General features: G+C 31.0%; 21 protein-coding genes. 9 read left to right on the top strand and 12 right to left on the bottom strand.

Going from position 1 to position 23651, the window contains the following annotated elements:
• Positions 1–35 precede the first annotated feature (35 nt).
• The 5 genes from NH341_RS15240 to NH341_RS15220 are packed head-to-tail and all read right to left on the bottom strand — an operon-like array spanning position 36 to position 3782.
• Complete coding sequence (locus NH341_RS15240) at positions 36–953, bottom strand: geranylgeranylglycerol-phosphate geranylgeranyltransferase (protein ID WP_159615614.1); 918 nt, start codon at positions 951–953, stop codon at positions 36–38.
• Between the two features lie 9 nt (positions 954–962).
• Positions 963–1889 carry a mevalonate kinase gene (locus NH341_RS15235; protein WP_047790551.1) on the bottom strand — a complete coding sequence of 309 codons (927 nt, stop codon included), beginning with the start codon at positions 1887–1889 and terminating at the stop codon, positions 963–965.
• A gap of 51 nt (positions 1890–1940) precedes the next feature.
• A complete protein-coding gene (locus NH341_RS15230; RefSeq protein ID WP_053056775.1) occupies positions 1941–2435 on the bottom strand; it encodes a toxin-antitoxin system YwqK family antitoxin in 495 nt (164 codons plus the stop codon).
• Between the two features lie 13 nt (positions 2436–2448).
• Positions 2449–3534, bottom strand: coding sequence for a diphosphomevalonate/mevalonate 3,5-bisphosphate decarboxylase family protein (locus tag NH341_RS15225; RefSeq protein ID WP_253057466.1), 1086 nt, complete (start codon positions 3532–3534; stop codon positions 2449–2451).
• 35 nt (positions 3535–3569) lie between these two features.
• Positions 3570–3782 (bottom strand): LytTR family DNA-binding domain-containing protein, encoded by a 213-nt coding sequence (locus tag NH341_RS15220; protein WP_253057465.1) that lies wholly within the window; start codon positions 3780–3782, stop codon positions 3570–3572.
• A gap of 137 nt (positions 3783–3919) precedes the next feature.
• Here NH341_RS15220 and NH341_RS15215 point away from each other — a divergent pair, with 137 nt between their 5' ends.
• A complete protein-coding gene (locus NH341_RS15215) occupies positions 3920–4150 on the top strand; it encodes a hypothetical protein (RefSeq protein ID WP_047790549.1) in 231 nt (76 codons plus the stop codon).
• A 22-nt stretch (positions 4151–4172) separates the two neighbouring features.
• On the top strand, positions 4173–4475 hold the full coding sequence (locus tag NH341_RS15210) for a hypothetical protein (protein ID WP_047790548.1): 303 nt from the start codon (positions 4173–4175) through the stop codon (positions 4473–4475).
• Between the two features lie 65 nt (positions 4476–4540).
• Here NH341_RS15210 and NH341_RS15205 read toward each other — a convergent pair whose 3' ends face one another.
• From NH341_RS15205 to NH341_RS15195, 3 genes are all read right to left on the bottom strand, one after another.
• Positions 4541–5749, bottom strand: a complete 1209-nt coding sequence (locus NH341_RS15205; RefSeq protein ID WP_253057464.1) for an NAD(P)/FAD-dependent oxidoreductase — start codon at positions 5747–5749, stop codon at positions 4541–4543.
• A gap of 120 nt (positions 5750–5869) precedes the next feature.
• A complete protein-coding gene (locus NH341_RS15200) occupies positions 5870–6796 on the bottom strand; it encodes a GYDIA family GHMP kinase (RefSeq protein ID WP_253057462.1) in 927 nt (308 codons plus the stop codon).
• Positions 6796–8529 (bottom strand): hydroxymethylglutaryl-CoA reductase, degradative, encoded by a 1734-nt coding sequence (locus NH341_RS15195; protein ID WP_253057461.1) that lies wholly within the window; start codon positions 8527–8529, stop codon positions 6796–6798. Before NH341_RS15195 ends, NH341_RS15200 begins: the two co-directional genes overlap by 1 nt.
• Positions 8530–8671: 142 nt before the next feature.
• On the opposite strand from NH341_RS15195, the gene NH341_RS15190 reads away from it, so the two are divergent.
• From NH341_RS15190 to NH341_RS15175, 4 genes are all read left to right on the top strand, one after another.
• Entirely contained in the window at positions 8672–10819 is a 2148-nt protein-coding gene (locus tag NH341_RS15190) for a S9 family peptidase (protein ID WP_253057460.1), read from the top strand.
• A 16-nt stretch (positions 10820–10835) separates the two neighbouring features.
• Entirely contained in the window at positions 10836–12380 is a 1545-nt protein-coding gene (locus tag NH341_RS15185) for a peptide MFS transporter (RefSeq protein ID WP_047790544.1), read from the top strand.
• Between the two features lie 66 nt (positions 12381–12446).
• A complete protein-coding gene (locus NH341_RS15180; protein WP_253057458.1) occupies positions 12447–14204 on the top strand; it encodes a peptide MFS transporter in 1758 nt (585 codons plus the stop codon).
• 99 nt (positions 14205–14303) lie between these two features.
• Entirely contained in the window at positions 14304–14822 is a 519-nt protein-coding gene (locus tag NH341_RS15175; protein WP_047790542.1) for a DUF255 domain-containing protein, read from the top strand.
• 4 nt (positions 14823–14826) lie between these two features.
• Here NH341_RS15175 and NH341_RS15170 read toward each other — a convergent pair whose 3' ends face one another.
• The 4 genes from NH341_RS15170 to NH341_RS15155 all read right to left on the bottom strand — a co-directional run bounded on the left by NH341_RS15170 (position 14827) and on the right by NH341_RS15155 (position 20603).
• Positions 14827–16854 carry a ComEC/Rec2 family competence protein gene (locus NH341_RS15170; RefSeq protein ID WP_159494832.1) on the bottom strand — a complete coding sequence of 676 codons (2028 nt, stop codon included), beginning with the start codon at positions 16852–16854 and terminating at the stop codon, positions 14827–14829.
• A 158-nt stretch (positions 16855–17012) separates the two neighbouring features.
• Positions 17013–17777 carry a hypothetical protein gene (locus tag NH341_RS15165; RefSeq protein WP_159494833.1) on the bottom strand — a complete coding sequence of 255 codons (765 nt, stop codon included), beginning with the start codon at positions 17775–17777 and terminating at the stop codon, positions 17013–17015.
• A 178-nt stretch (positions 17778–17955) separates the two neighbouring features.
• On the bottom strand, positions 17956–19653 hold the full coding sequence (gene lysS / locus NH341_RS15160) for a lysine--tRNA ligase (RefSeq protein ID WP_159494834.1): 1698 nt from the start codon (positions 19651–19653) through the stop codon (positions 17956–17958).
• 449 nt (positions 19654–20102) lie between these two features.
• On the bottom strand, positions 20103–20603 hold the full coding sequence (locus NH341_RS15155; protein ID WP_047790539.1) for a DUF456 domain-containing protein: 501 nt from the start codon (positions 20601–20603) through the stop codon (positions 20103–20105).
• Positions 20604–20723: 120 nt separating this feature from the next.
• Between NH341_RS15155 and NH341_RS15150 the strand changes: the two genes are divergently transcribed.
• From NH341_RS15150 to NH341_RS15140, 3 genes are read left to right on the top strand one after another with little or no spacing between them, the layout of a single operon-like run.
• Positions 20724–21092, top strand: coding sequence for a BlaI/MecI/CopY family transcriptional regulator (locus NH341_RS15150; protein WP_073184392.1), 369 nt, complete (start codon positions 20724–20726; stop codon positions 21090–21092).
• Complete coding sequence (locus NH341_RS15145) at positions 21089–22330, top strand: M56 family metallopeptidase (protein ID WP_159494835.1); 1242 nt, start codon at positions 21089–21091, stop codon at positions 22328–22330. Before NH341_RS15150 ends, NH341_RS15145 begins: the two co-directional genes overlap by 4 nt.
• 59 nt (positions 22331–22389) lie before the next feature.
• A complete protein-coding gene (locus NH341_RS15140; protein WP_253057457.1) occupies positions 22390–23643 on the top strand; it encodes a tetratricopeptide repeat protein in 1254 nt (417 codons plus the stop codon).
• Positions 23644–23651: the final 8 nt, after the last annotated feature.

Here is a 23651-nt window from a genome sequence, read left to right as displayed (position 1 = left end):
TAAAAGTTTGCAAATTTACGGTAATTATTTGGTTTTTAATCTAAAACCTCAACTACTTTATCTACAATTAAAGATTTATCGATAAATAACAAGCTAAAGACTCCTATTAATAACAAGACCTTTAAAATGTTGTGAGCTAATCTATATTGATTGTTTTTTGTTGATTCCCATGTGTAAAAACCAACAAATATTAAGGTAATGGCAGCTAAATAAAAATAATATTTCATGTATTCTATAGCAGGGTAGTTAAATAAAACTCCAATAGGTACTAAAGTTAATACCATTAATAAAATAATTAGCTTTTTAGTACTTCGTTCTCCATATTTAACAGGGAAAGTGTTGTAGTTATTAGCTATAGCTCCTTTAATATTTTCTAAATCCTTCATAAGTTCTCGAATCATGATGACTAGAAAAAGAAAGATTGCGTGTATGAAAATTACTTTTGAAAAATTTTTGTAGTGTACAAAAATTACAAAAAAAGGAAGTATGGTTAATACTGTGGCTGTTATTAATCCTATTAGTGGATGTTTTTTTAGTTTATGAGAGTAAAACCAAATGCCAAATATATATACAGAGAAAAAGAATGCTGCTCGCCATGAAACTAACCATCCGAAGAAAAAACCAATAAAATTTAGTGTAAAATATAACGTTAGTTTTGTTTCTTGCTTTACATAAGAATCTAAGCCTGTTTTTATAGGTCTGTTAATAATATCAGCTTTTTTATCGTAAAAATTATTGATGATATATCCGGAAGCAACTACACAAACGGTAGCAATAACTAAATAAAGTAAATGCCAATCAAAAACTACAGGCTTAACTGATTTTGCATCAGAGAAAATAAAAATAGCAGCCAAATATTGGGCTGCTATTAATACTAGGATGTTATAACCTCTTATGACAGATAAAAGGCTAAATATTTTTAAGAAAAATGTATTGTTTTTAAATGTACTCATAGTAGCATTTTAAAAGCGATACACTAATTCTAATTTATAATCTTTTAAACTGTTTTTTGCTTTTTCGTAATCTTCAGTAAATCCTAAGATGTAACCTCCACCACCAGAACCACAAAGCTTTAAATAGTAATCGTTGGTTTGTATACCTTTTTCCCATACTTTATGAAAAGCAGTAGGAATCATAGGTTTAAAGTTAGCTAATACTACTTTTGATAGTTTTTTCACGTTACCAAATAACGATTTTACGTTTCCTTGTAAAAAGTCTTCAATACAAGCATCTGTATGTGTTGCGAACTCTTCGCTAATCATTTTTCTGAAACCTTCGTTTTTCATCTTGTTCATAAAGATGTTTACCATTGGTTCAGTCTCCCCAATTTGCTCAGAATCTAATAAGAAAACAGCTCCTTTTCCTTCTTTTTGAGAAGGGATTCCTGCTGGTTCAATATGTTCTTTTGAATTGATTAAGATAGGTAAACTTAAATAAGAGTTTAAAGGATCTAACCCAGAGCTTTTTCCATGGAAAAAAGACTCCATCAATGAAAAAATTTGTTTTAAAGTTAAAAGCTTGTCTCTCGTTAGGTTTTCTAAAATTGTAATTTTATCATTAGCGTACTTATCGTAAATAGAAGCTACTAAAGCGCCAGAACTTCCAACTCCGTACCCTTGAGGTATTGAAGAATCGAAATACATTCCGTTATCAATATCACTTTTCAAAGAATCTAAATCAAAAGATACTAATTCAGAATTTAAGTTAGTCAAATAACTATAAAACTTCGCTAAGCTTTGATTTGACTTCTCAGCTTCTCCAGTTAAGTTTTTTGCAGATTTTAACGCTCCTTTATAAGAACTAAAAGGTATTGCTAATCCTTTAGAGTCTTTGATAATTCCATACTCTCCAAAGAGTAATATTTTTGCGTAAAATAAGGGTCCTTTCATAGGTGTTTTAATTACGGTGCAAACATACAAGTAAAACTACTAGTTTACAAACTAGTACACGTTTTTGTAAAAAGTTTTCCAAACGCCCACTTTTTCGTTATCGCGATATTTACCTTTTGTTTCTATTTTACCATTCTTATAAAAAGTTTTCCATATACCTTCTCTTTCACCTTCTTCATACTTTCCTTCCTCTTTTAACTCACCAGATTCATAGTATACCTTTCGAATTCCGTGAAGTTTTCCGTTTTTGTAATTGGCTCTATGAAAAGGTTTGCCATTGGTATGGTAATATAGTACCAAACCATCAAATTCTTCTTGGTTAGGAGTTTTCACAGTACTAAAACCCTCCATTTGTACTTGACCATTTTTGTAGTAATCTACAATCCAAAAGCCGTCATTCATTCTTTTGGGAGCAGGTCTATAAAACTCATGCTCTCCTTTAGTTGTTTCTTGCCAGTTTTTATCAAACCAAATAGTATCTTGTGCATTGACTGAATTGGTTATAAAACCAATAAAAAGGGCAATTATTAATGTTGAAGTTTTCATAATAGTAGGGAATTTAGGTTAAAATAGGTCTCGCGCCAAAACCCACACTATCACAAATATAATGATTTTTTTGGCAGTATGCAGCTAAATTATTCTTAATAAATACTTCAATCTCAGTCTTTTCCGAATTAGGGTATAATACGTGTACATTTGCCCCTGCATCTAAGGTAAAGCAAACATTGCTATCATTTTCTTGTCTGTATTCCCATATTTTATTGATGATTTCTAACGTGTTCGGTTTCATTAAAATGAAATATGGACTACTTGTTAACATCATTGCATGTAATGTTAAAGCTTCGCTTTCAACAAGGTCAATAAATGCTTTAATATCTCCATTTTGAAGGATTTTTGAAAGTTTTTCTAAGTTTTCATTGGCCTGATTAAAACGATTTTCAGCATACGGATGATTATGCATTAAATTGTGACCAACAGTACTTGAAACTTGCTTTTCACCTTTATCAACTAATAAAATAGTATCCTGGTAGTCTTCAAAAATAGGATGAACCTTATAAGGGAATTTTGTACCGAATAAATCTGAACTTCCTTTAATTTTAGGATGATTTCCCCAAACGACTAATGGCCCTTCAATACTTCTACTAGCACTTCCTGATCCTAAACGAGCTAAAAAAGAAGCTTTTTTATTAATATATTCATCAGTTAAATTTGGATTTAATTCTTTTTCCAAATTCATTAAACACATAGCAATAGCACTCATTCCACTTGCAGAAGAAGCAATACCACTACTGTGTGGAAATGAATTTTCAGAAGAAATAACCATGTTATACTCTAAAATATAGGTACAGTATTTTTGTATTCTTTCAAAGAATTTGGCTATTTTAGGTTTAAAATCATCTTTCTTTTTTCCTTCAAAGTACAATTCAAATTCTACTTGGTTTTTTGGTAATGTCTTTATGAATTCAATTTTTGTAGTTGTATGGCAATTATTCAATGTAAAGCTTATTGAGGCATTTTTAGGAATTTGAGGTTCGCTTTTTCCCCAGTATTTTACCAAAGCAATATTACTAGGTGTCTGCCATGTAACGGTTAAGTTATCTACTTTTTTATCTTGAGAAAGAAATAAGAAATCTGATGTATTCAACGTGTAAAAAATTTGCTGTAAAGATAGAACTTCGCTTACACTTGTGCTAATTTTTGTAAAACGCTTTCTTTATAGCTTCTGCTTATTGAGATTGCTTTTTTAGTAACTTCAATATATTCGTTAGTATATGATGAAATTTTAGAAACTGAAACAATGTAAGAACGATGTAATCTTATAAAACAATCACTTGGTAATATGGCTTCAAAATTACTAATGGTTTCTCTAGTAACTATAGTATTTCGTCTCAAGTTTTAGCGCCAGCATTTGGATTGTTGAGGGCTATTCGATATTATCTTGTTGTGGAAAAGAGATAGCTAATCTAGATTTTTGATTAGTTAATCCTTTTAATACCTATTTCTAACATAGAAATGGGTATTTTTGTTGTATGAGAAAAATTAAACTGATTTGGGACTTTAAAGGTCCTGATGGATTGGAAACAGCAAAACATCACTGTATACATTTAAAAGAATTTACGCAGATAGATGGTTTGCCATATCATGAAGTAAATTTTGTATCTTTAAACGAAATGCATACCATCGCTTTTATTGTGGTTGATGAGGAATATATGAAAACCTTTAGAGATGCATTGAAACCTCATAGAGGAGAATTAGCATAATATAACACAAAAAAATAGATCTATGTTTTTAATTAATGCCTTAGCAAAACCAAAAAAATCTTCTGAACATTATGATCAAGTTATAGGAGCTTACGTAAGCTTGTATATTGATTATAAAGATATTGAAGGAGCTATGCGATTAGCGAAATTTTATATCAAAAATGAAGATTGGAAAGTAGTAGAAATAGAAGACGAATATTTTACGTTAGATTCTGTGGATGATGTAGAAGATAATGAGCAAAAAGAATTGTATGAAGAAGCTGTAGAGTATGGATACTCTATTATTTTTAATTGCTACGAAGAAGAAGGAGAAGACGAAGATTAAAAAAAGCATGTCATTTCGAACGGAGTGAGAAACCTCAATTATTTTCGTTCGAAATGATATTTTATTTATTCAGCAATTGCATTAGCACAAATAAAACCACCTGTCCAAGCATTTTGAAAGTTGAAGCCACCAGTAACGGCATCAATATTTAATACTTCACCTACAAAAAACAAGTTTTTGTGTTTTTTACTTTCAAAACGTTTAAAGTTAATTTCTTTTAAGTCTACACCGCCAGCAGTAACAAACTCCTCTTTAAAAGTAGTACGACCATTTGCATTGAATAATCCTTTGGTTAACTGATCTGCTAAGTTTTGAAGTTGCTTATTGCTCAAATCAGCCCAGTTTTGGTTGTTTTTTATTTCTGAAGCCATTACCAAACGTTCCCATAATCGGCGAGGAATATCACTAAATGGAGATTTTAAACTAACTTGTTTTTTAGTTTGTGATTTTTTTAACTCTTGTAATGTTGAAAAAACTGAATCGGTATCTTGTCCTAACCAATTTACCAGTACGTTATATTGATAGTTTTTATCAGCTAAAATACGAGCACCAAAAGCGGATAATTTTAAAATAGCAGGACCACTCAAGCCCCAATGGGTAATTAGTAACGGACCAGAATTTTCTAAATTTGTTCCAACAAGTGTAACTTCTGCATTTGGAACTGATATTCCGCCTAAATCAATAATTCGCTTGTCTTTTATATTGAAAGTAAATAAGGAAGGAACAGGTTCAATAATTGTATGATTTAACGTTTTACATAAATCCCATACTTTTTTACTACTTCCTGCGGCAACCACTACGAAATCAGCTTCAAAATCTTGATTTTTTGTGTTGATAATCCATTTCTCATTTTGTTGATAAATGGAGTTTACACCATGGTTTTTTAACACGCTAATTCCAAGGTTATCAACAGCGTTTTGAAAACAATCTATAATAGCTTGTGATGTATTTGCTTCTGGAAATACTCGATTGTCTTCTTCTATTTTTAAAGGAACTCCGCGATTTTCAAACCATTCAAAAGTATCACCCGTCATGAATTTATGAAAAGGACCTAATAACTCCTTTTTACCTCTCGAGTAGAATTTTGTTAGTTCTTTAGGTTCAAAACAAGCATGTGTAACATTGCAACGACCTCCACCAGAAATTTTTACTTTTTGTAAAACCTCTTTTCCTTTCTCAAGAATAGTAATGTCCAATTCAGGATTAATTTCTTTTGCATTAATCGCAGTAAAATAACCTGCAGCTCCACCACCAATAATAATAACTTTTTTCATCTTTTTTATGTCAGTTCGAGTAATTTTCGGTAGAAAATTGTATCGAGAACTTTTTTAAATCATCTCGATACAAATTTATTTCATTCTTCAATAAATTCACTCGATGTGACAGGTTTAATTTTATAAAATCATTTCTTTATAGGTGAGGATAGTATTGAATCCTTTTTGTTGAAAATAGCTTGTAGTGTCTTCATTTCCTGTAACTAAAATAAAATCACCACCCCAAGCACCTAAACTTTTTACTTCACCAAAATAGTCAGAAAATAACCTTTGTTTTACAGTGTCTTGTTTTATAATTGAACTAATGATTTGCTCATGCTCAATAATGATTTTTTCTAAATCTTTAGAAGTGTTGGCTTTTAAAAACTCTTGAGTTAAATTGTCAATTTCAGGAATTAAGACTTTAGCTTCTTCTTTGTGTTTTTTATAGTGAGCAATTCCTTCTCTGCTATTTTGTTTTTGGTTCAAATGCACAAAAAATAATTCTTCAGAAAAATGTGGATTGAAATTTACTTCTTCAATATAAGGTTGTTTTTCTTCTAGTTTATATAGAATCGGAGTGTTATGTTTTGCACAAGCGATATCGTAACCACTTCCAGAAAAAGCGTTCCAAAGTAAGGTAAACGGATTTACATTTACCCAAGTAGCTATATTATTAATTAAGGTTGAGGAACTTCCTAATCCCCAGTTTTGAGGAAATGTTAGATTTGTCTTTACAACGAAACCGTTTTCAGTAGTTAGAAATTCAGGATTTAAACGTTTCGCTTCTTGTAAAATATCACGTAGTGTTTCAGCAATAAACTCAGCACTTCCTTCTTTATCAGAATTAAACGTAGCTGAGGTTAAGCGTAGTTTGGGTAAATCAAAAGAAGCCTCGAACCAACATTCTCCAGTATGCGTAAAACTTCCCCAGATAAGTTGTGATTCTTTAATTGGTTCAACAATTAAGTCTTGTCCAAACTTAGTAGGAACAGCTAACGATGTTGCACCATCTAAAACAACATATTCTCCAGTGAGTAATAATTTTCCGTTAGAATAGTGTCGCATTATACCAGTCCGAATTGTTTAAAGTGATGTGTAAAATGTTTTACTTGGAATTTTTTCCAATATTCATAATCTAACTCTCCAAAAAATGGATGTACAACTGTTCGGTTTGGATTTTCATTAAAAACAGTTTCGAAGTGCTGCACTTGCTCAATCAAATCAATAACAGCTTCGTTTATAGAACTAAACTTTAACGGAGTTGGAGCTTCTGATAAAAATGGAGCTTTAAATCCAGTTTGTAACTCATTATCAGAATTTAAAAATGGTTTTCTTCTAGCTGATTTCTCATCAGAAACATAGGTGTCAACTTTCCAGTTTCCATTCGCTATTTGAGTAACCAAGCTTAAATGTTCTACCATGTGTTGTCCACTCATTTTACCAAACAAAGGTTTTGCATCGGATTTTAAACTTAAAAGAGTATCACGTACTTCTTCTTCATTTAAAAAGTCTACCCATTGTACTTTTGGCTTACGAAGCTCATTTAGTTTTTCAACCACGGCACTATGAGAAGCTGTTCTGTCTTCAAAATAGGAGGCTACAATTTCTTTTTCTTCATTGGTAGCTTTGTGTTGATTTAAAATGTTCATCAAGTGCATTTTCATATGCCCATGTTGAATTCCTTTGGTTGTTAAAGCACGCAAAGCAGCAAAATTTTGAGCTAAACCAGCAGCAGCAATAATTTGCATTAAAGTGCGAGCACTAGGTTTTTGCATCATATCTAACGATAATTTTGCCATTGGGTGTAAGGCAGTTAATCCACCCACAGTTCCTAATGCTAAAGGAATTTCAATCCAAAATCTAAAAATTCCGTCTTTTACTTCACAGTGAGTTAAGCTTTTGTATTGTCCGTCTTTTGAAGCATACGCATGTGCACCCGCTTCAATAGCTCTAAAATCGTTTCCAGTAGCTAATACAACAGCATCTATTCCGTTCATAATACCTTTGTTGTGCGTAACTGCACGGTACGGTTCTACCTCTGCAATTTTAACAGCTTGTTCAAACTTTTGAGCAAACTTCTCAGGATTCTTCCCGCCCAATTCGGCTACTTTACAGCTTACTTCTGCTCTAACTAAACATTCAGGAACGTAGTTAGAAAGAATGCTCATAACTATTTCAATATCATCTTTTCTAAAAGTCTTTGCAATAGCTTCTAAGCAAGAATTAATAAAGTTAGCTCCCATACTATCTTTTGTTTCAAACGTAACATGTAATTGATAGTAGTTTGCAAGCTTATCTGTTTTATCAACTAGTTGAATATCTAATATTCCGCCACCACGTTTTTCCATGTTTTTGGTAATAGATGCGGTAGCTGCGTATAATTCTGTTTTTTGTTGATTAAAATAGGTTTCTAACTCTTTTTTGTTACCAGCATACATAAAATGTACCTGACCAATTTTTGTAGTAGAAATTACTTCTGTTTTAAATCCTCCACGAGTACTCCAAAACTTGGCAACTAAAGAAGCAGCAGCAACAACAGAGCTTTCTTCAACCACCATTGGTATTACATAACTGCGTCCGTTAATAATAAAGTTAGGAGCAATGCCGTAAGGCATATAAAAATTAGAAATGGTATTTTCAATAAAATCATCATGCAATTGTTGTAACTTCTCGTCTACATTCCAATATTGCGTAATAGTTTGTATAATTTCTGGTTGATTGTTAAAGTAAGTTTTAGCCAACCAGTCTATTTTTTCTTCTTTGGTAAGTTTAGAAAAACCAGAGATCGTTTTAGACATTCTCAATTCATTTTTGATGGCTCAAAGATACGTGAATCATGTTAAAATGCTTGTGTTATTTGGTTTTTATGATTTTTTTGAGCGGGTTTTTGGCTATTTTTCCGTAAACTTGGCAAACTTTTTAGATAAACAACAACTTAACATGAAGAAATTATTATTATTGTTTATAGGGATATCTTCGCTAGTACAAGCTCAAAAAAAAGATATTTCTTTAGAGGATATATGGCGAAAAGGCACATTTAGAGCCGATTATATGAACTCTTTAAATTCTATGAATGGAGATTTTTATTCGTTATTAAATTATGAGAATGGAAGTTCTACTGTAGATAAATACAGTTATGAAACTTTAGAAAAAGTTGCAACGATTGTTGATAGTAAAGATTTAGCAGGATTGAAGTATTTTCAATCATATAGTTTTAATAATGATGAGACCAAATTAATTTTAGGAACAAACTTCAAACAAATTTTCCGTCACTCATATTTAGGTACATTTTATGTGTATGATATTGCTAAAAAATCATTAGACTTAATTGGTACAGATATTCAAGAACCAACTTTTTCTCCTGATAGTAAAAAAATAGCATACGCTAAAGACAACAATTTATTTATTAAAGATTACTCAGATGCTAATGTTGTAATTCAAATTACCAATAGTGGTAAAAAGAACGAAATCATTAACGGTATTACTGATTGGGTTTATGAAGAAGAGTTTGGTTTTGTAAAAGCTTTTGAATGGAGTAAAGATAGCAAAAACTTAGCTTATTTACGTTTTGATGAAAGTAAGGTTAAAACTTTTTCAATGGATGTGTATGGAAAAGAAAAATACCCAACACAACATGTATTCAAATACCCAAAGGCAGGTGAAGAAAATGCTAAAGTAGCTTTACGTATATTTTCATTAGAAACGAATAAAACTGCAGAAATTAGAGTAGGAGATTATGAATATATTCCTAGAATTAACTGGACAAACAATCCAAACATATTAGCTGTTAGAACATTGAACCGTCATCAAAATGATTTAAAAATGTATTTTGTTGATGCAACTACTTTTAATAGTTCTGTAGTTTTAAATGAAACAGATAAAGCATATGTAGATATTACAGATGACCTAACTTTTTTAGACGATAATAGCTTTATTTGGACAAGTGAAAAAGATGGATACAACCATATTTATCACTATGATAAAGATGGTAAATTATTAAATCAAGTAACTAAAGGAGATTGGGAAGTTACTTCTTACTACGGATATAATGCTGATAAGAAAACTATTTATTACCAATCAGTAGAAAACGGTTCTATTAATAGAGGAGTGTATAGCATTTCTTTAGACGGTAACAACAAAAAGCTATTGAGTAACTCTACAGGAACAAACAACGCTGCTTTTAGTAAAAACATGCACTATTTCATCAATACTTTTTCTGATGCAAATACACCACCAGTGTATACGCTAAGAAATGATGAAGGTAAGGTGTTAAAAACTATAAAAGATAACGCAGCTTTAAAAGAAACTATTGCAGGATATAATTTAAGTAAAAAAGAGTTTTCTACTATTAATGTTAACGGTAACGACTTAAATATGTACACTATTAAGCCTGCAAACTTTGATGTAAATAAAAAGTATCCAGTTTTAATGTATCAATATTCAGGGCCAGGTTCTCAAAATGTAAAAAATAGTTGGAATGGTTCAAATGATTATTGGCATCAAATGTTAGCACAAAACGGATATATTGTTGTTTGTGTTGATGGTAGAGGAACAGGTTTTAAAGGTCGTGATTTTAAGAAAGTTACTTATATGAACTTGGTGAAGCATGAAACTGAAGACCAAATTTCGGTGGCTAAAGAGTTAGCAAAATTACCGTATATTGACGCGAATAGAATCGGTATTTGGGGATGGTCATTCGGTGGTCATATGAGTACGAACTGTTTATTAAAAGGAAATGATGTATTTGCAGCAGCTATCGCTGTGGCACCAGTTACTACATGGCGTTTTTACGACACAATTTATACAGAACGTTACATGCGTACACCAGAGGAAAATCCAGCAGGGTATGATGATAACTCGCCATTGAATTATCCAGAACTATTAAAAGGAAAATATTTACTAATTCACGGTACGGGAGACGATAATGTACATGTGCAGAATGCTTATAGAATGGCAGAAGCGTTAATTCAAGCTAATAAGCAATTTGAATGGGGAATGTATCCAGATAAGAACCATGGTATTTACGGAGGCAACACTCGTTTACACCTGTATACCAAAATGACCAACTTTATTAAAAACAACTTATAAACTAAAACAATATATTATGGCTAAAAATGTAGCAACCGAACGGGAAATATTTGGACATCCAGTAGGATTATTTATGTTGTTCTTTACAGAAATGTGGGAACGTTTTTCATACTACGGTATGAGAGCTCTACTGGTTTTATATTTAATTAGCGAAGTAGCAAGTGATAATCCAGGTTTAGGGTGGACTAAAAGTGATGCTAGTAGCTTATACGGTTGGTACACAATGCTTGTTTACATTACTCCAATCATTGGCGGGATTATTGCTGATAAAATTTTAGGATTTAGAAAAGCCATTATTATAGGAGCTGTGTTAATGACATTAGGGCACATATCGTTAGCTTTTGAACCGATGCCAGCGTTTTACTTAGGACTTGGTTTATTAATTATAGGAAATGGTTTTTTTAAGCCAAATATATCTTCAATTGTAGGGCAATTATACCCAGAAGGAAGTGATAAAAAAGATTCAGGGTATACTATTTTTTACCAAGGAATTAACGTAGGAGCTTTCTTGGGGTCAATTTTATGTGGTTATTTAGGAGAAACTTTAGGTTGGCATTATGGGTTTGGATTAGCAGGTATATTTATGTTTATAGGATTGATTCAGTTCCATTTAGCACAAAAAATGTTTGGAGAAATTGGATTAGCACCAAAGAAAGAAGTTTCTAAAGAAACTACAGAAATAGAAAAAAAGCCATTAACAAAAGTTGAAACTCAGAGGTTAATAGTTGTTGGTGTTTTAGCATTTTTCTCTATCTTTTTCTGGGCAGCTTTCGAGCAAGCAGGTTCGAGTATGAATATTTTTGCAAGTGAATATACTGATAGAAGTTTAGAAGGGACAGGAGTAATTGTATTTAAAATTTTTGGAGCTTTACTATCAGCTTTACCAGTAATAATTTTAACATGGTTATTTGTAGGAATGTTTAAAGCAATTGGTAAAACGTATGCTACAGCAATGATGTTTATGGCACTAAGTGTTGTTATTTTGTGGGGAATTATTGGATATATGATTTATAATCAGTTTTTTGATGAAAACCCGGAGGTACCAGCAACATGGTTTCAAAGTTTAAATGCGTTATTTATCTTCACTTTAGCGCCATTATTTTCTTGGGTTTGGCAAAAATTAGCAAAAACAAAATATAACCCTAACGGACCTCAAAAGTTTGCTATAGGATTAATATTACTTGGATTAGGTTTTATACCAATGGTACTTGGAGCAGCAAATGTTGGAGGAGATTCCATACAAAAGGCTAGTATGATCTTTTTAGTTTTAGCTTACCTATTACATACTATGGGAGAGTTAAGTTTATCACCAGTTGGTCTTTCCTATGTAAATAAATTGTCACCAAAAAGATTATTAGGTATTATGTTTGGTATTTGGTTTTTTGCATCTGCCATGGGTAATATGATTGCAGGAACTTTTTCAAGTTACATGGAAAAGATAGCTCAAGAATCTTCTATGTCTGATTTCTTTAATATCTTAGTTTGGATTCCAATTGGAGGAGGTATAGTATTATTCCTTTTAAGTTTTCCACTTAAAAAGTTAATGCACGGAGTAAAATAATAAGGAGCATTTAACCTCATGATAATCTTTATCATGAGGTTTGTTACATATAAACGATAAATAAATATGAGTTCAGTTACATCAAACGATTTTTTTAAATCAAAAGTATTAGGGCATCCATCAGGGTTGTTTGTGCTATTTTTTACAGAAATGTGGGAGCGCTTTTCTTTTTACGGAATGCGTGTTTTATTAGTTAACTTCTTAACAGCAGCAGCTATTGGAACTAACCCTGGTTGGGAATGGTCAGCAGAAAATGCAGGTGCTTTATTTGGTACTTATGCAATGTTATTGTATTTAACCCCAATTTTAGGAGGAATTTTAGCAGACAAATTAACAGGATATCGTTGGGCAGTTGTTATAGGCTCTATTATTATGACACTTGGTCACGCTGCTATGGCTATTGAAACTGAGTTTTGGTTGTATGTAGGTTTAGCTTTATTAGTAATTGGTACAGGTTTCTTTAAACCTAATATGACATCTATTATTTCTGAGATGTATAAAGACTTACCAGAAAAAAAAGATGGAGCATATACTATATTTTATATGGGAGTTAATGCAGGAGCTTTCTTTGGAATGATGTTATGTGGATATTTAGCTGAAAAGATAGGTTGGTCTTGGGGGTTCGGTTTAGCAGGAATTTTCATGTTATTAGGTACTTTACAGTTTTGGTTAGCAAAACCATTATTTGGAACTATAGGAGATGTTCCTTCAAAAGAAGAAAATAATGTTGTTGAAACTTCTGGTTTAAACTCAAAAGAAGAGGATAAAAGAAATCCTTTCACAGGTTTAGATAAAATATTAATTGTAATTTCCTCTGTTATAGGTTTAGGATACGCTATTAACGATCCTTTATCAAAAATTGGAGGTATAGATGTTTTTGGAGCTCTTAAAATAGGAAATTTTGAAGGACAATATGTAGCTGTACTGTTTGGGTTAATAGTATTTTTAGTTTTAACTATTTCTCGTATATCTCGTTATGCTAAGGTTGTACGAGATAGAATGATTGCTGTAATTATATTTGCTTTTTTTACTGTTTTCTTCTGGATGAGTTTCGAACAAGGAGCTTCTTCTTTAGTGCTTTTTGCTCGTGATAATGTTGATAGAGTTTTAACAGGTAATGCACAAACAATTTTTAATATTGTAAATACACTATTAACTGTAATTCCGTTAGCTATTATTACTTGGGTACTAATTTTATTAGGAAAAGAAACAGGAAAAAGAATTCCTGTATCCAACTTTGTATTAGCAATATGTTTTCTGGGAGTTTGGGCATTGGTAGGTTGGATGTTATATCGTGAGTTTTCAGCAGAAGCTTCTGAAATAACGGTATCATGGTTTTCAATATTAAACTCATTTTTTATTATAGCCTTTGCTAATTTCTTTTCTAAATGGTGGGATTCAAAATACAACCCGTCTGCAGCTGTAAAGTATGGATTAGGACTAATTATAATGGCAGTAGGTTTTGGGTTGTTAGCATTTGGATCTTATGGAATAACCGATGGTGTTAAAGTGAGTATGATATGGTTAATATTAGCATATTTGTTTCATACCTTAGGGGAGTTATGTCTTTCTCCAGTAGGTTTATCATATGTATCTAAATTAGTACCTGCAAGAATGATTGCATTTATGTTTGGTATGTGGTATTTAGCAATAGCAATAGGAAATAAAGCAGCAGCTGTTTTAGGAGGTCAAATAGAAAACATAACAAAAGAATATAGCCTATCAACATTCTTTTTAATTTTCACAATAGTTCCAACATTAGCAGGATTGTTAGTAATAGCTTTAAATCCGTTAATTAAAAAACTAATGCATGGAGTTAAATAGCTCTAAATAAAAGTTAAAACAATATTTTTAGAACCTGTCAATTTTAAATATTGGCAGGTTTTTTTGTAATTTTGGAACACTTATTGAGACTTAAAGAGTATGAAAAAAATAATATTAATAGTAGTTTTAACCTTTATTTCATATGGAGTAAAGGCACAAGACAAGGTAAATTGGTTAAGCTTTGAAGAAGCGATGGAAATGAGTGAGAAAGACCCTAAACCAATTTTAGTAGATATTTACACCGATTGGTGTGGTTGGTGTAAAAAGATGGATAAAACCACTTACAAAAACAAAGTAATTGTTGAGTATATCAATACACACTATTACCCAGTAAAGTTAAACGGAGAAGCTAAACATGATATTACATTTCAAGGAAAAACCTTTAAATACCAGTCTCAGGGAAGAAGAGGTTATCACGAGTTAGCGGCTGCTATTATGAAAGGACAATTAAGTTATCCTTCAACAGCTTTTTTTAATACTGATAAGCAATTATTACAAAACGTACCTGGCTACTTAGAAGAAAAAAGATTTGAGAAAATACTGGCGTATTTTAACAAAGATAATTATAAAAATACACCTTGGACAGAGTTTGAAAAGAACTTTAAAAGTGCCATGTAAAAACTTATTCTTTTATAATATAAGCACCATTTTGACCAGTATACCAAAATGGTGTTTTTTGTTTATAACAAGTTTCTTTCCACCCGTTAATGTACGATTTGTAATTACTTCCATCAGCAATGATTTGCTTTGGTTTTAGCCAAAAAATAAGTCTGCTTAAATTTATTTTTGGGTTATTTTTTAAAACCACTATTGGGTTTTTAAGTTTTTTTATTTGATACATCCCTAAACTATCTACAATTAAAATTTGTTTGTTACTGAAAGAAGCAATGTATGATATCGAATCAATATTTTTAGAAATAATGCCTTGAGCAACTCTGTAAGATTGTAAAATTTTTTCTTGCAGAAGAATAGAGTCATTTAGTGAACTAAAAACGTTAAGCTCGTTCCTGTTTCTTTCTCCTAAAATTGAATACCTACTTTTATGAAATACAATAAATTCACTTTTGTTTACTCGCTGGCTTTTTTCATATAAATAAACCCCTTGTAAAATAATAGTTGAAGTTAAAAAGAGTACAATATTATTATAGGTTTTACGAAACCAAAGTTGAAATAAGAAAATAATGAATATGTACCAAGCTATCATTGCTTCAAAAGACAGAGAAAGTTCTTTCAATAAAAACACTTCTTGTTTCGAAACCCAACTAACAAAATAATTCATCAAAGAAATAATTGATCCATATATATTCGCCAAGAATTGAGGCAATATATTAAACGTTGCTAGTATAATAATTACAATTCCACCAAACAAAATTGTACCTAAAAAAGGAATGATAATTAAGTTAGATAGGATAAACAACCCTGGAAACTGATGAAAGTAATACAAGCTAATTGGTAAAATTCCTGCTTGTGCAGCTATAGAAACTGTAAATAATTGCCAGCCTTTGTCGAGAAATCGTAATTTAGGTGTCCAAATACTGTAAAGTAAAGGTTGTACCCAAACAATACCAAAAACTGCTAAATAACTTAATTGAAACCCAACATCAAATAAAAACATCGGTTTTATTAAAAGTAAAAATAGCATGGAGCTTATTAAAGAAAACTCAATAACCTTTTTTCGTTTAAAGGATAACCCGATAGCTACAAAAGTAAACATAGTTACTGCTCTAACTACTGAGGCAGATAAACCAGCTATAAAAGCAAATGACCAAAGTAAGAAGATAACACAAACGACTTTAATGATTGTTCCATGCGGAAGGTTTTCTAAAGGTTTAAGTAGATAGGAGAGTAGTAATAATAAAATTCCTACGTGGAGTCCTGAAATGGCAAGAATATGAATAGCGCCTGCGTTGGTGTAGCTTTCTAATAACTCTTTTGAAATTTCTTGACGTTGACCAAGCAATAGAGCATTAATCACAGCAAATTCATCGTTTGTAAAATGATACTTTTTTAAGGAAGCTTGTATTTTACCTCTAATATGAGCAGATAAACTGATTAAAGAAAGCTTTGAGTTTTCAAGTTTTTTGAATTGATGATCATCTATAAATACTTGATGATAAACATACTGTTTTGCTAAATACTGTTTGTAATCAAATTGATGTGGATTTAACGGCGGAATTAATTCTTTAAAAGGAGTTTTGATAAATATTCGATTACCCACCTTTAATATAGGTGATAAACTGTCCTTTTGAATATTTAGAAGAATATATCCAGTGGTTTTAGTAGAATCTACTTGTGAAACTTTAACTACATATTTTGTATAGTAGTTCCCTGGTTTTAATACTTTTTGTATATCAAGTATATAAGTAGAATTCTTAGTTAATTGATGTTTATAATGGCTTACATAATTCTTTGGATTGTGAATATAGGTGGTGCTAACCCCGATAAAAACAAAGAACAATAATGTGACTATACTAAAAGCTTTTCGCGCTTGAGTTCTTTTTAAGAAATAAAGAATGACAAGAAACCCTATTAAAGAATAGAACAAGTATATAAAGTTATACAGCCAAACCTGTGTGTAAAACTGAAGTGTTATACCAATAATAAGGCACAACAAAAAGTGAAAAGGAGGATACTCTAACAATTTTTTCATAGCTCTTTAAAGATATGAAAAAACTTTGAGTTTAAAAGAGTTTAATAGCTGGTCTCATATAACAGACGGTTAATAAGTATAAGTTAATAATTTTAGATAAGGATTTAGAGTAGATTTGAACTAGATTTAATTTATTATAATTGGGGAGTTATATAGTTTTATATTCTCCATTCATAATTATCCTCTAAGCTCAACATTTTATAGATTTGAAACCCAAACTCAGATAAGTATATTATGAGTCTGTCAAAAGTTTTGTAATCAAAATTTAATTGTATTGATTCATTTTCGAGCTTGTTTAATGGTAACAAATGCTCAAAAAGAGATTTGTAATATTTGTCATTTGGGATTTTAGAGGTTTTTAGTTTTCCTTTTGAATGAGTAATAGAATGCCTAAGTTCTGAAATTATTTTGAAAAGTTCGCTGAGCTTGAAGTTGTTATTATTTTCCTTAGAATATTTAACAAATCTTTTTCCACAAGCTTTTTTTATTAGCTTAAAAATGTCTTCACCTCCTTTTAACTTTTCCCTTGAGTAATCTTTATCGGATTTTAATTTTTCTCTGAAATTTTTATCAGTTTGTATTTTCAAATAAATAAAATCTTTTAAAAGAGTTTCAAAAGCTTCATAACATTGTGAGAATGCTAGTCCAAATTCTCTAGATAGTACTTTTTCAACCTCTAAAGCGTAGTTTTCTTTAAATGTTGATTTTGTAATTCCAGTATGAAAATTTATTTTCCACCCATTATCAGTTGGTCCAGTCCAATCACCTATTATAAGAGATGTTCCTGAAATAAACTTAGCCTGTTCAGTTGTGTACTTCTCAACATCTTGTAATAGAACTTTATTCATTCTATTTGCTGTATGTTTGAAATCTGTTATTGTTTCAAAAAAAATATCAAGATGTTTCTTATAGGGATTTTTCATTTTTATATTGTACACAGTAATGCTATTGATAATATGAGTTCAATTTGATAACTCATATCCGTTAGTAGCTAAGTTATTTAAAATGGTAGAAATATCAAACAAAAAAAACAACCTTACTGGTTACTGAGCGTAGCCGAAGTAAGATTGCTTTTTAATTATATTAAGTTTCAGAAATAACTTATACAATTTCTACAAATAAACCTTCCGCTGTTTTTTCAACTTTAGCAAGACTGTTTTTAGTTAGTCCTTTAATAGTTTTGTCCCACTTTTTATTAGATAAACCACTTTGAGTTTTTAACTCATTTAAACCTATTCTTTCAGCTTTTTCTAATAAAGTTAATACAGCTTTTTCATCGTCGTTTAATTCAACTGTAGGAGCTTTCTTTTCAGGTTTCATCTGTGGGAAGAATAACACTTCTTGAATTGAAGGATTGTTCGTTAAATACATAATTAAACGGTCCATTCCAATTCCTAATCCAGAAGTAGGAGGCATACCATACTCTAACGCACGTAAGAAGTCTTGATCGATAAATTCTCCTGCTTCATCATCACCACGTTCAGCTAATTTTAATTGTGCTTCAAAACGCTCACGTTGATCGATAGGGTCGTTTAATTCAGAGTATGCATTGGCAATTTCTTTACCACATACCATTAACTCAAAACGTTCAGTTAATTCAGGATTGTCACGGTGTTCTTTACACAATGGAGACATTTCTTTTGGATAATCGGTAATAAATGTTGGTTGAATGTAGTTTCCTTCACATTTTTCACCAAAAATCTCATCAATTAATTTTCCTTTACCCATGGTGTCATCTACTTCGATACCCATGTCTTGAGCAGCTTTACGAATTTCATCTTCCGATTTTCCTTTGATGTCAAAACCAGTAAAGTGTTTGATAGAATCTGCCATCGTAACACGTGCATACGGAGCTTTAAAATCTACCTTATGCTCTCCAAAAGTAGCTTCGGTAGTTCCGTTTACTGCTAAAGCACAGTGCTCTAATAATTTTTCAGTGAATTCCATCATCCAGTTGTAGTCTTTGTAAGCTACATAAATTTCCATTGCCGTAAATTCTGGGTTGTGTGTTCTGTCCATTCCTTCATTACGGAAGTTTTTAGAAAACTCATATACACCGTCAAAACCACCAACAATCAAACGCTTTAAGTATAACTCATTCGCAATACGCATGTATAACGGAATGTCTAATGCGTTGTGATGTGTAATAAATGGTCTTGCAGCAGCACCACCTGGTATTGGTTGTAAAATTGGCGTTTCTACTTCAAAATATCCTGCATCGTTAAAAAACTGACGCATCGCATTGAATAATTTTGTACGCTTTACAAAAACCTCTTTTACCTGTGGATTCACAACTAAATCAGCATAACGCTGACGGTAACGCATTTCAGGATCTGTAAAACCGTCAAAGGTATTTCCTTCAGCGTCTACTTTAGGTAATGGTAATGGCTTTAAAGACTTACTTAATAATTTAAAATCTTTTACCATCACGGTGATTTCTCCAACTTGAGTTTTAAACAACTCTCCTTCAATACCTACAAAGTCACCAATATCTAATAACTTTTTGTATACTTCGTTGTACAAAGTTTTGTCCTCACCAGTACAAATTTCATCTCTGTTAAAGTATACTTGAATACGTCCTTCACTATCTTGCAATTCAGCAAAAGAAGCTTTTCCTTGAATACGACGAGACATTAACCTACCAGCAATAACTACCTTCTTACCTTCCTTAAACTCCTGTTTAATCTGTTTGGAATTTGAATTGAATGGAAATAAATCTGCTGGATATGGATTGATACCCAGTTCACGTAATTTTGATAGTTTTTCTCTACGTACAACTTCTTGTTCTGATAATTGCATTGACTTAATTTTTAAGTAATTTTAATTTAAAGGTGCAAAGATACAATCAATTACAAAATTAGACAACGGTAGTATCACATAGATTTTATAAAAAAGTTATTTTTTATTTGTGAGTTTCTAAAAAGAATGTATATTTGCAGGCTGTCTAATTTTAAAAGGACAGTATTTAGTTGTGTTGTTAGATACTTTAAATAGTATCATGGTTTTGTTAACCAATGGAAAGCTTCCCTTAGATGGGTTGCTTTTTTTTTGCATTTTATTTACGTTTATTTTGAAGCTATTTCCCGCTTTCCGCACTCGCTCTCTTCGAGGAGCTTAAACAAATGCTTTAATCTGGGGATTAAGTGTAATTGCTGACTTCTTAAATAATGAATACCTGTCATTCCGAACGAAGTACGAGGAGGAATCTCATGATTGGAAGTAAAAAGCTAAATATAGCGAGCTTATTCCTAAAAGAAAGCACCTTTATACTCCCAAAACTTAACAAAAAACAGCACTAAGAATACCATAGAAATTGAAAATTTAATGGTTGCAGAAGCTAAAAAACCTAAAAAAGCACCAAATGATGCCTTGATTGCTCTGTTAGTGTCTTTGCTATCATAAATCAATTCACCAACCAAAGCACCTACAAAAGCGCCAATTAAAATTCCGAAAGGAATAGGAGAGAGTAGTCCAATAATTAATCCGATAGTAGTGCCATATACTCCATATTTGGTGCCGCCAAAACGTTTAGTTCCCATAGCAGGGATAAAGTAGTCAAGAAAAAAGATAATGACAGCAATAGCTAAAGTGATTCCCAAAAATGTCCAGTTTTGAGGAACAGCTTTTGTTAAATGTAATAATAACAAACCTACCCAGCTAGTAATAGGGCCTGGTAATACTGGTAAAAATGAACCAATAATTCCTAAACAAGCAAATACAAAACCGAGTATTACTAAAAATATATCCATTAACCTTTTTATTGATAAGACGAAGATATAAAAGCTTTGTTACATATTTATCAACTAAAAAAATAGTTTAAACTAATTTTTTAGTTATATTTGTTTCAGAAATATTTATAAAAAGATATCATGAGTAAACAATTAACGAAGGCAGAAGAGCAAATAATGCAGGTATTATGGAAGTTAAAAAAAGCTTCAGTAAAAGAAGTAATAACTGAATTACCTGAGCCAAAACCAGCATATAATACTGTCTCAACTATTATAAGGATTTTGGAGACCAAAGAGTTTGTGGGGCACGAGTCAAAAGGTAGGGGATATATTTACTATCCATTGGTAGAAAAGTCTGAGTATAGTAATGAAAGTTTACATAAGTTAATGAATGGCTATTTTGGAGGTTCGTTCAAGAGCATGGTGTCGTTTTTTATGAAAGAAAACAAAATGGATATTCAAGAACTAGAGAGTATTTTAAAAGAGGTGAATAAAAATAAGAAGTCATGATAAACTATATTATACAAGTCATACTATTTCAAGTACTTTTTGTAATGGTTTATGATTTCTTTTTGAGTAAAGAAACATTTTTTACAAAAAATAGATGGTACTTGTTAAGTACAACATTGTTTTCTTTTGTGTTGCCTTTATTTAAAATTTCGACAGTTCAAGAAGTTATTCCTCAAGAATATTACACTTTGTTGCCAGAGGTAGTGTTATCACCTCAAAAAGTGATTGAAAAAGCGGCATGGTATCAATCTTTCAATTATTTAGATGTACTATTTTGGATTGGGTGTTTATTGTTTTTTGTAGTGTTTTTAGTGAAGTTAGAACGGATTATTCGATTAGTTTTACAATATGGCGTTGCTAGAAAAGAAAATTATAAGTTGGTTTTATTGCCAAAAGAAACGAAGGCGTTTTCATTCTTCAATTATATTTTTTTAGGAAAGGATATTCCATCGTCAAAACAAGAAAAAATTATTCAGCACGAATTAGTACATAGCGAACAGAAACACACATTAGATTTGTTGTTTTTTGAGTTTTTGAAAATAATTATGTGGTTTAATCCAATGGTGTATGTGTATCAGAATCGTATATCGTTAGTTCATGAATATATTTCAGATGCTGTAGCCAGCAAATCAGATAAAAAAGAAAATTATATCAACCATTTACTCGCTGATATTTTTCAGGTCGAGCATATTTCATTCATTAATCAATTTTATAAACATTCATTAATCAAAAAACGAATTATTATGATGACGAAAACACAATCAAAAAAAGTAAAACAACTAAAGTATTTGCTGCTAATTCCATTACTAGGAAGTATGATTTTATATACTGCGTGCTCAAGTGTAAAACTTAGTGAGAAGAGAAGTAAGAATATTATAAAAGAAAACATGAGTGAAGTGGAAGATGTACCATTTTCTAGTTTGGATAAAGCTCCAACATTTCCTGGTTGTGAAGAAGGTGATAGAAAATGTTTTAATTTAAGTATGATGAAGTTTGTGAAAAAGAATTTTAATGTAAAGTTAGCAGACTCAATAAAGGAGATTTCTGGAAAAAAAAGAATCTATGCTTTGTTTAAAATTGGAATAGATGGGAGAGTATTTGGTTTTAAAGTTCGTGCACCGCATCCAGAGTTAAAAACACACACAATTGATATGCTAAAAAAATTACCTCAAATGAAACCAGGAGAAAAGAATGGTAAAATTGTAAGAACTGGGTTTGTATTGCCTATCACATTTTAATGTATAATTAACTATATTGCCAGCTTAGATAACTTATGAACAATACCAAAAATAGAAACGTGAGAAATAAAATTTTACTTATTGTTTTTGTAATAGGAATTTTAAAAGTCGAGGCACAAGTTTCGACTTTTAAAACTATTGATAGTTTAGTGAATATAGGACGTTACCAAACAGCATTAACAAAGTTACATGAGTTAGATACTACTTTTCAATCAACCTCAAAAGTAGCATCTATTTACGCTTCAATTGATGATTATAAAAAAGCTTCTATATATTACGAAAAAGCATTGGAGTTAAAAGATGATTATTCAGTAAAAATAAAGTTAGCAAAAGCTTATAAAAAAGAGAATAAACTACAAAAAGCTATTGATGTTTATGAAGGTATTATAAATGATGATGCTGAAAATTTACTCATTAAGTATCAATTAGGAAAATTGTATACACAAACCAAGCAACCTGCAAAAGCAATCGATACTTTTAAAAATATCATTAAACAAGATAGTACAAATGCAAATTATTATTACCGATTGGGAGTTGCTTATGGAATGTTAAAAAAAAGAAATCTAAAAATAAATAGTTTTTTAGAAGCTTATAAAAATGATACAACTCATATCAAGTCTATTCACCACTTAGCATTAGCCTACACTTCATTAAGAGATAAAGATTCAGCAAACATTTTTATAAATAAAGGCTTGGTAGTGAACCCAAATCATATGAACTTAAATAAGTTGAAAATTAATAATTTATATAGAGAAGAGAAGTTTACTGAAGCCATTCAATATTTACAAAGAATAGATACTATAGCTCCCAACGAACATTACACACAGAAAATGCTAGGGCGTTGTTTTTTCAATCTAAAGAAATATGACGAAGCAAAAAAGTACTTTAATAAAGCTATAAGAATTGATAGATCAGATTTTAAAGCGTATACCTATTTAGGAGACATCAATTTTGAAAAGAAAAAGTTTTATAAAGCCCAGCTAGATTATATGGTGGCAACTTTTGCGGGTAAAGAGCCTCGAGATGTTGAGTACTATCAATTAGCTAGAGTGTACGAAAAATTAGGAAATCCAAAAGAAGAGGTAAAGTCTTATAAAAGAGCTTTTGAAGAGAATAGAAAAAATTATAAAGCCTTGTACCAACTAGCTAAAACTAGTGAAGATTATTATAAGGATAAACGAATAGCTTATAAATATTACAAAAATTACGTAAATCGTTTTGAAAGAAAAGATTCAGTTTTAACCAAATATGCAAAAGAAAGAATAAAAGAAATTAAAAAGTACTATTTCTTACAAGGAGAGATTTTACAATAGTATTTAAT

The organism is Tenacibaculum sp. XPcli2-G (assembly GCF_024124505.1).
Classification (GTDB): Bacteria; Bacteroidota; Bacteroidia; order Flavobacteriales; family Flavobacteriaceae; genus Polaribacter; species Polaribacter mesophilus.
The sequence above is the reverse complement of the archived record's forward strand: the minus strand, read 5'-3'. Positions and strand labels throughout refer to the sequence as shown.

Bases quoted from the DNA above. Each gene is read 5' to 3' on its own strand.
- NH341_RS15240 (WP_159615614.1), bottom strand. From the start codon at position 953: ATGAGTACATTTAAAAACAATACATTTTTCTTAAAAATATTTAGCCTT.
- NH341_RS15235 (WP_047790551.1), bottom strand. From the start codon at position 1,889: ATGAAAGGACCCTTATTTTACGCAAAAATATTACTCTTTGGAGAGTAT.
- NH341_RS15230 (WP_053056775.1), bottom strand. From the start codon at position 2,435: ATGAAAACTTCAACATTAATAATTGCCCTTTTTATTGGTTTTATAACC.
- NH341_RS15215 (WP_047790549.1), top strand. From the start codon at position 3,920: ATGAGAAAAATTAAACTGATTTGGGACTTTAAAGGTCCTGATGGATTG.
- NH341_RS15210 (WP_047790548.1), top strand. From the start codon at position 4,173: ATGTTTTTAATTAATGCCTTAGCAAAACCAAAAAAATCTTCTGAACAT.
- NH341_RS15205 (WP_253057464.1), bottom strand. From the start codon at position 5,749: ATGAAAAAAGTTATTATTATTGGTGGTGGAGCTGCAGGTTATTTTACT.
- NH341_RS15200 (WP_253057462.1), bottom strand. From the start codon at position 6,796: ATGCGACACTATTCTAACGGAAAATTATTACTCACTGGAGAATATGTT.
- NH341_RS15195 (WP_253057461.1), bottom strand. From the start codon at position 8,529: ATGTCTAAAACGATCTCTGGTTTTTCTAAACTTACCAAAGAAGAAAAA.
- NH341_RS15190 (WP_253057460.1), top strand. From the start codon at position 8,672: ATGAAGAAATTATTATTATTGTTTATAGGGATATCTTCGCTAGTACAA.
- NH341_RS15185 (WP_047790544.1), top strand. From the start codon at position 10,836: ATGGCTAAAAATGTAGCAACCGAACGGGAAATATTTGGACATCCAGTA.
- NH341_RS15180 (WP_253057458.1), top strand. From the start codon at position 12,447: ATGAGTTCAGTTACATCAAACGATTTTTTTAAATCAAAAGTATTAGGG.
- NH341_RS15175 (WP_047790542.1), top strand. From the start codon at position 14,304: ATGAAAAAAATAATATTAATAGTAGTTTTAACCTTTATTTCATATGGA.
- NH341_RS15170 (WP_159494832.1), bottom strand. From the start codon at position 16,854: ATGAAAAAATTGTTAGAGTATCCTCCTTTTCACTTTTTGTTGTGCCTT.
- NH341_RS15165 (WP_159494833.1), bottom strand. From the start codon at position 17,777: ATGAAAAATCCCTATAAGAAACATCTTGATATTTTTTTTGAAACAATA.
- lysS (WP_159494834.1), bottom strand. From the start codon at position 19,653: ATGCAATTATCAGAACAAGAAGTTGTACGTAGAGAAAAACTATCAAAA.
- NH341_RS15155 (WP_047790539.1), bottom strand. From the start codon at position 20,603: ATGGATATATTTTTAGTAATACTCGGTTTTGTATTTGCTTGTTTAGGA.
- NH341_RS15150 (WP_073184392.1), top strand. From the start codon at position 20,724: ATGAGTAAACAATTAACGAAGGCAGAAGAGCAAATAATGCAGGTATTA.
- NH341_RS15145 (WP_159494835.1), top strand. From the start codon at position 21,089: ATGATAAACTATATTATACAAGTCATACTATTTCAAGTACTTTTTGTA.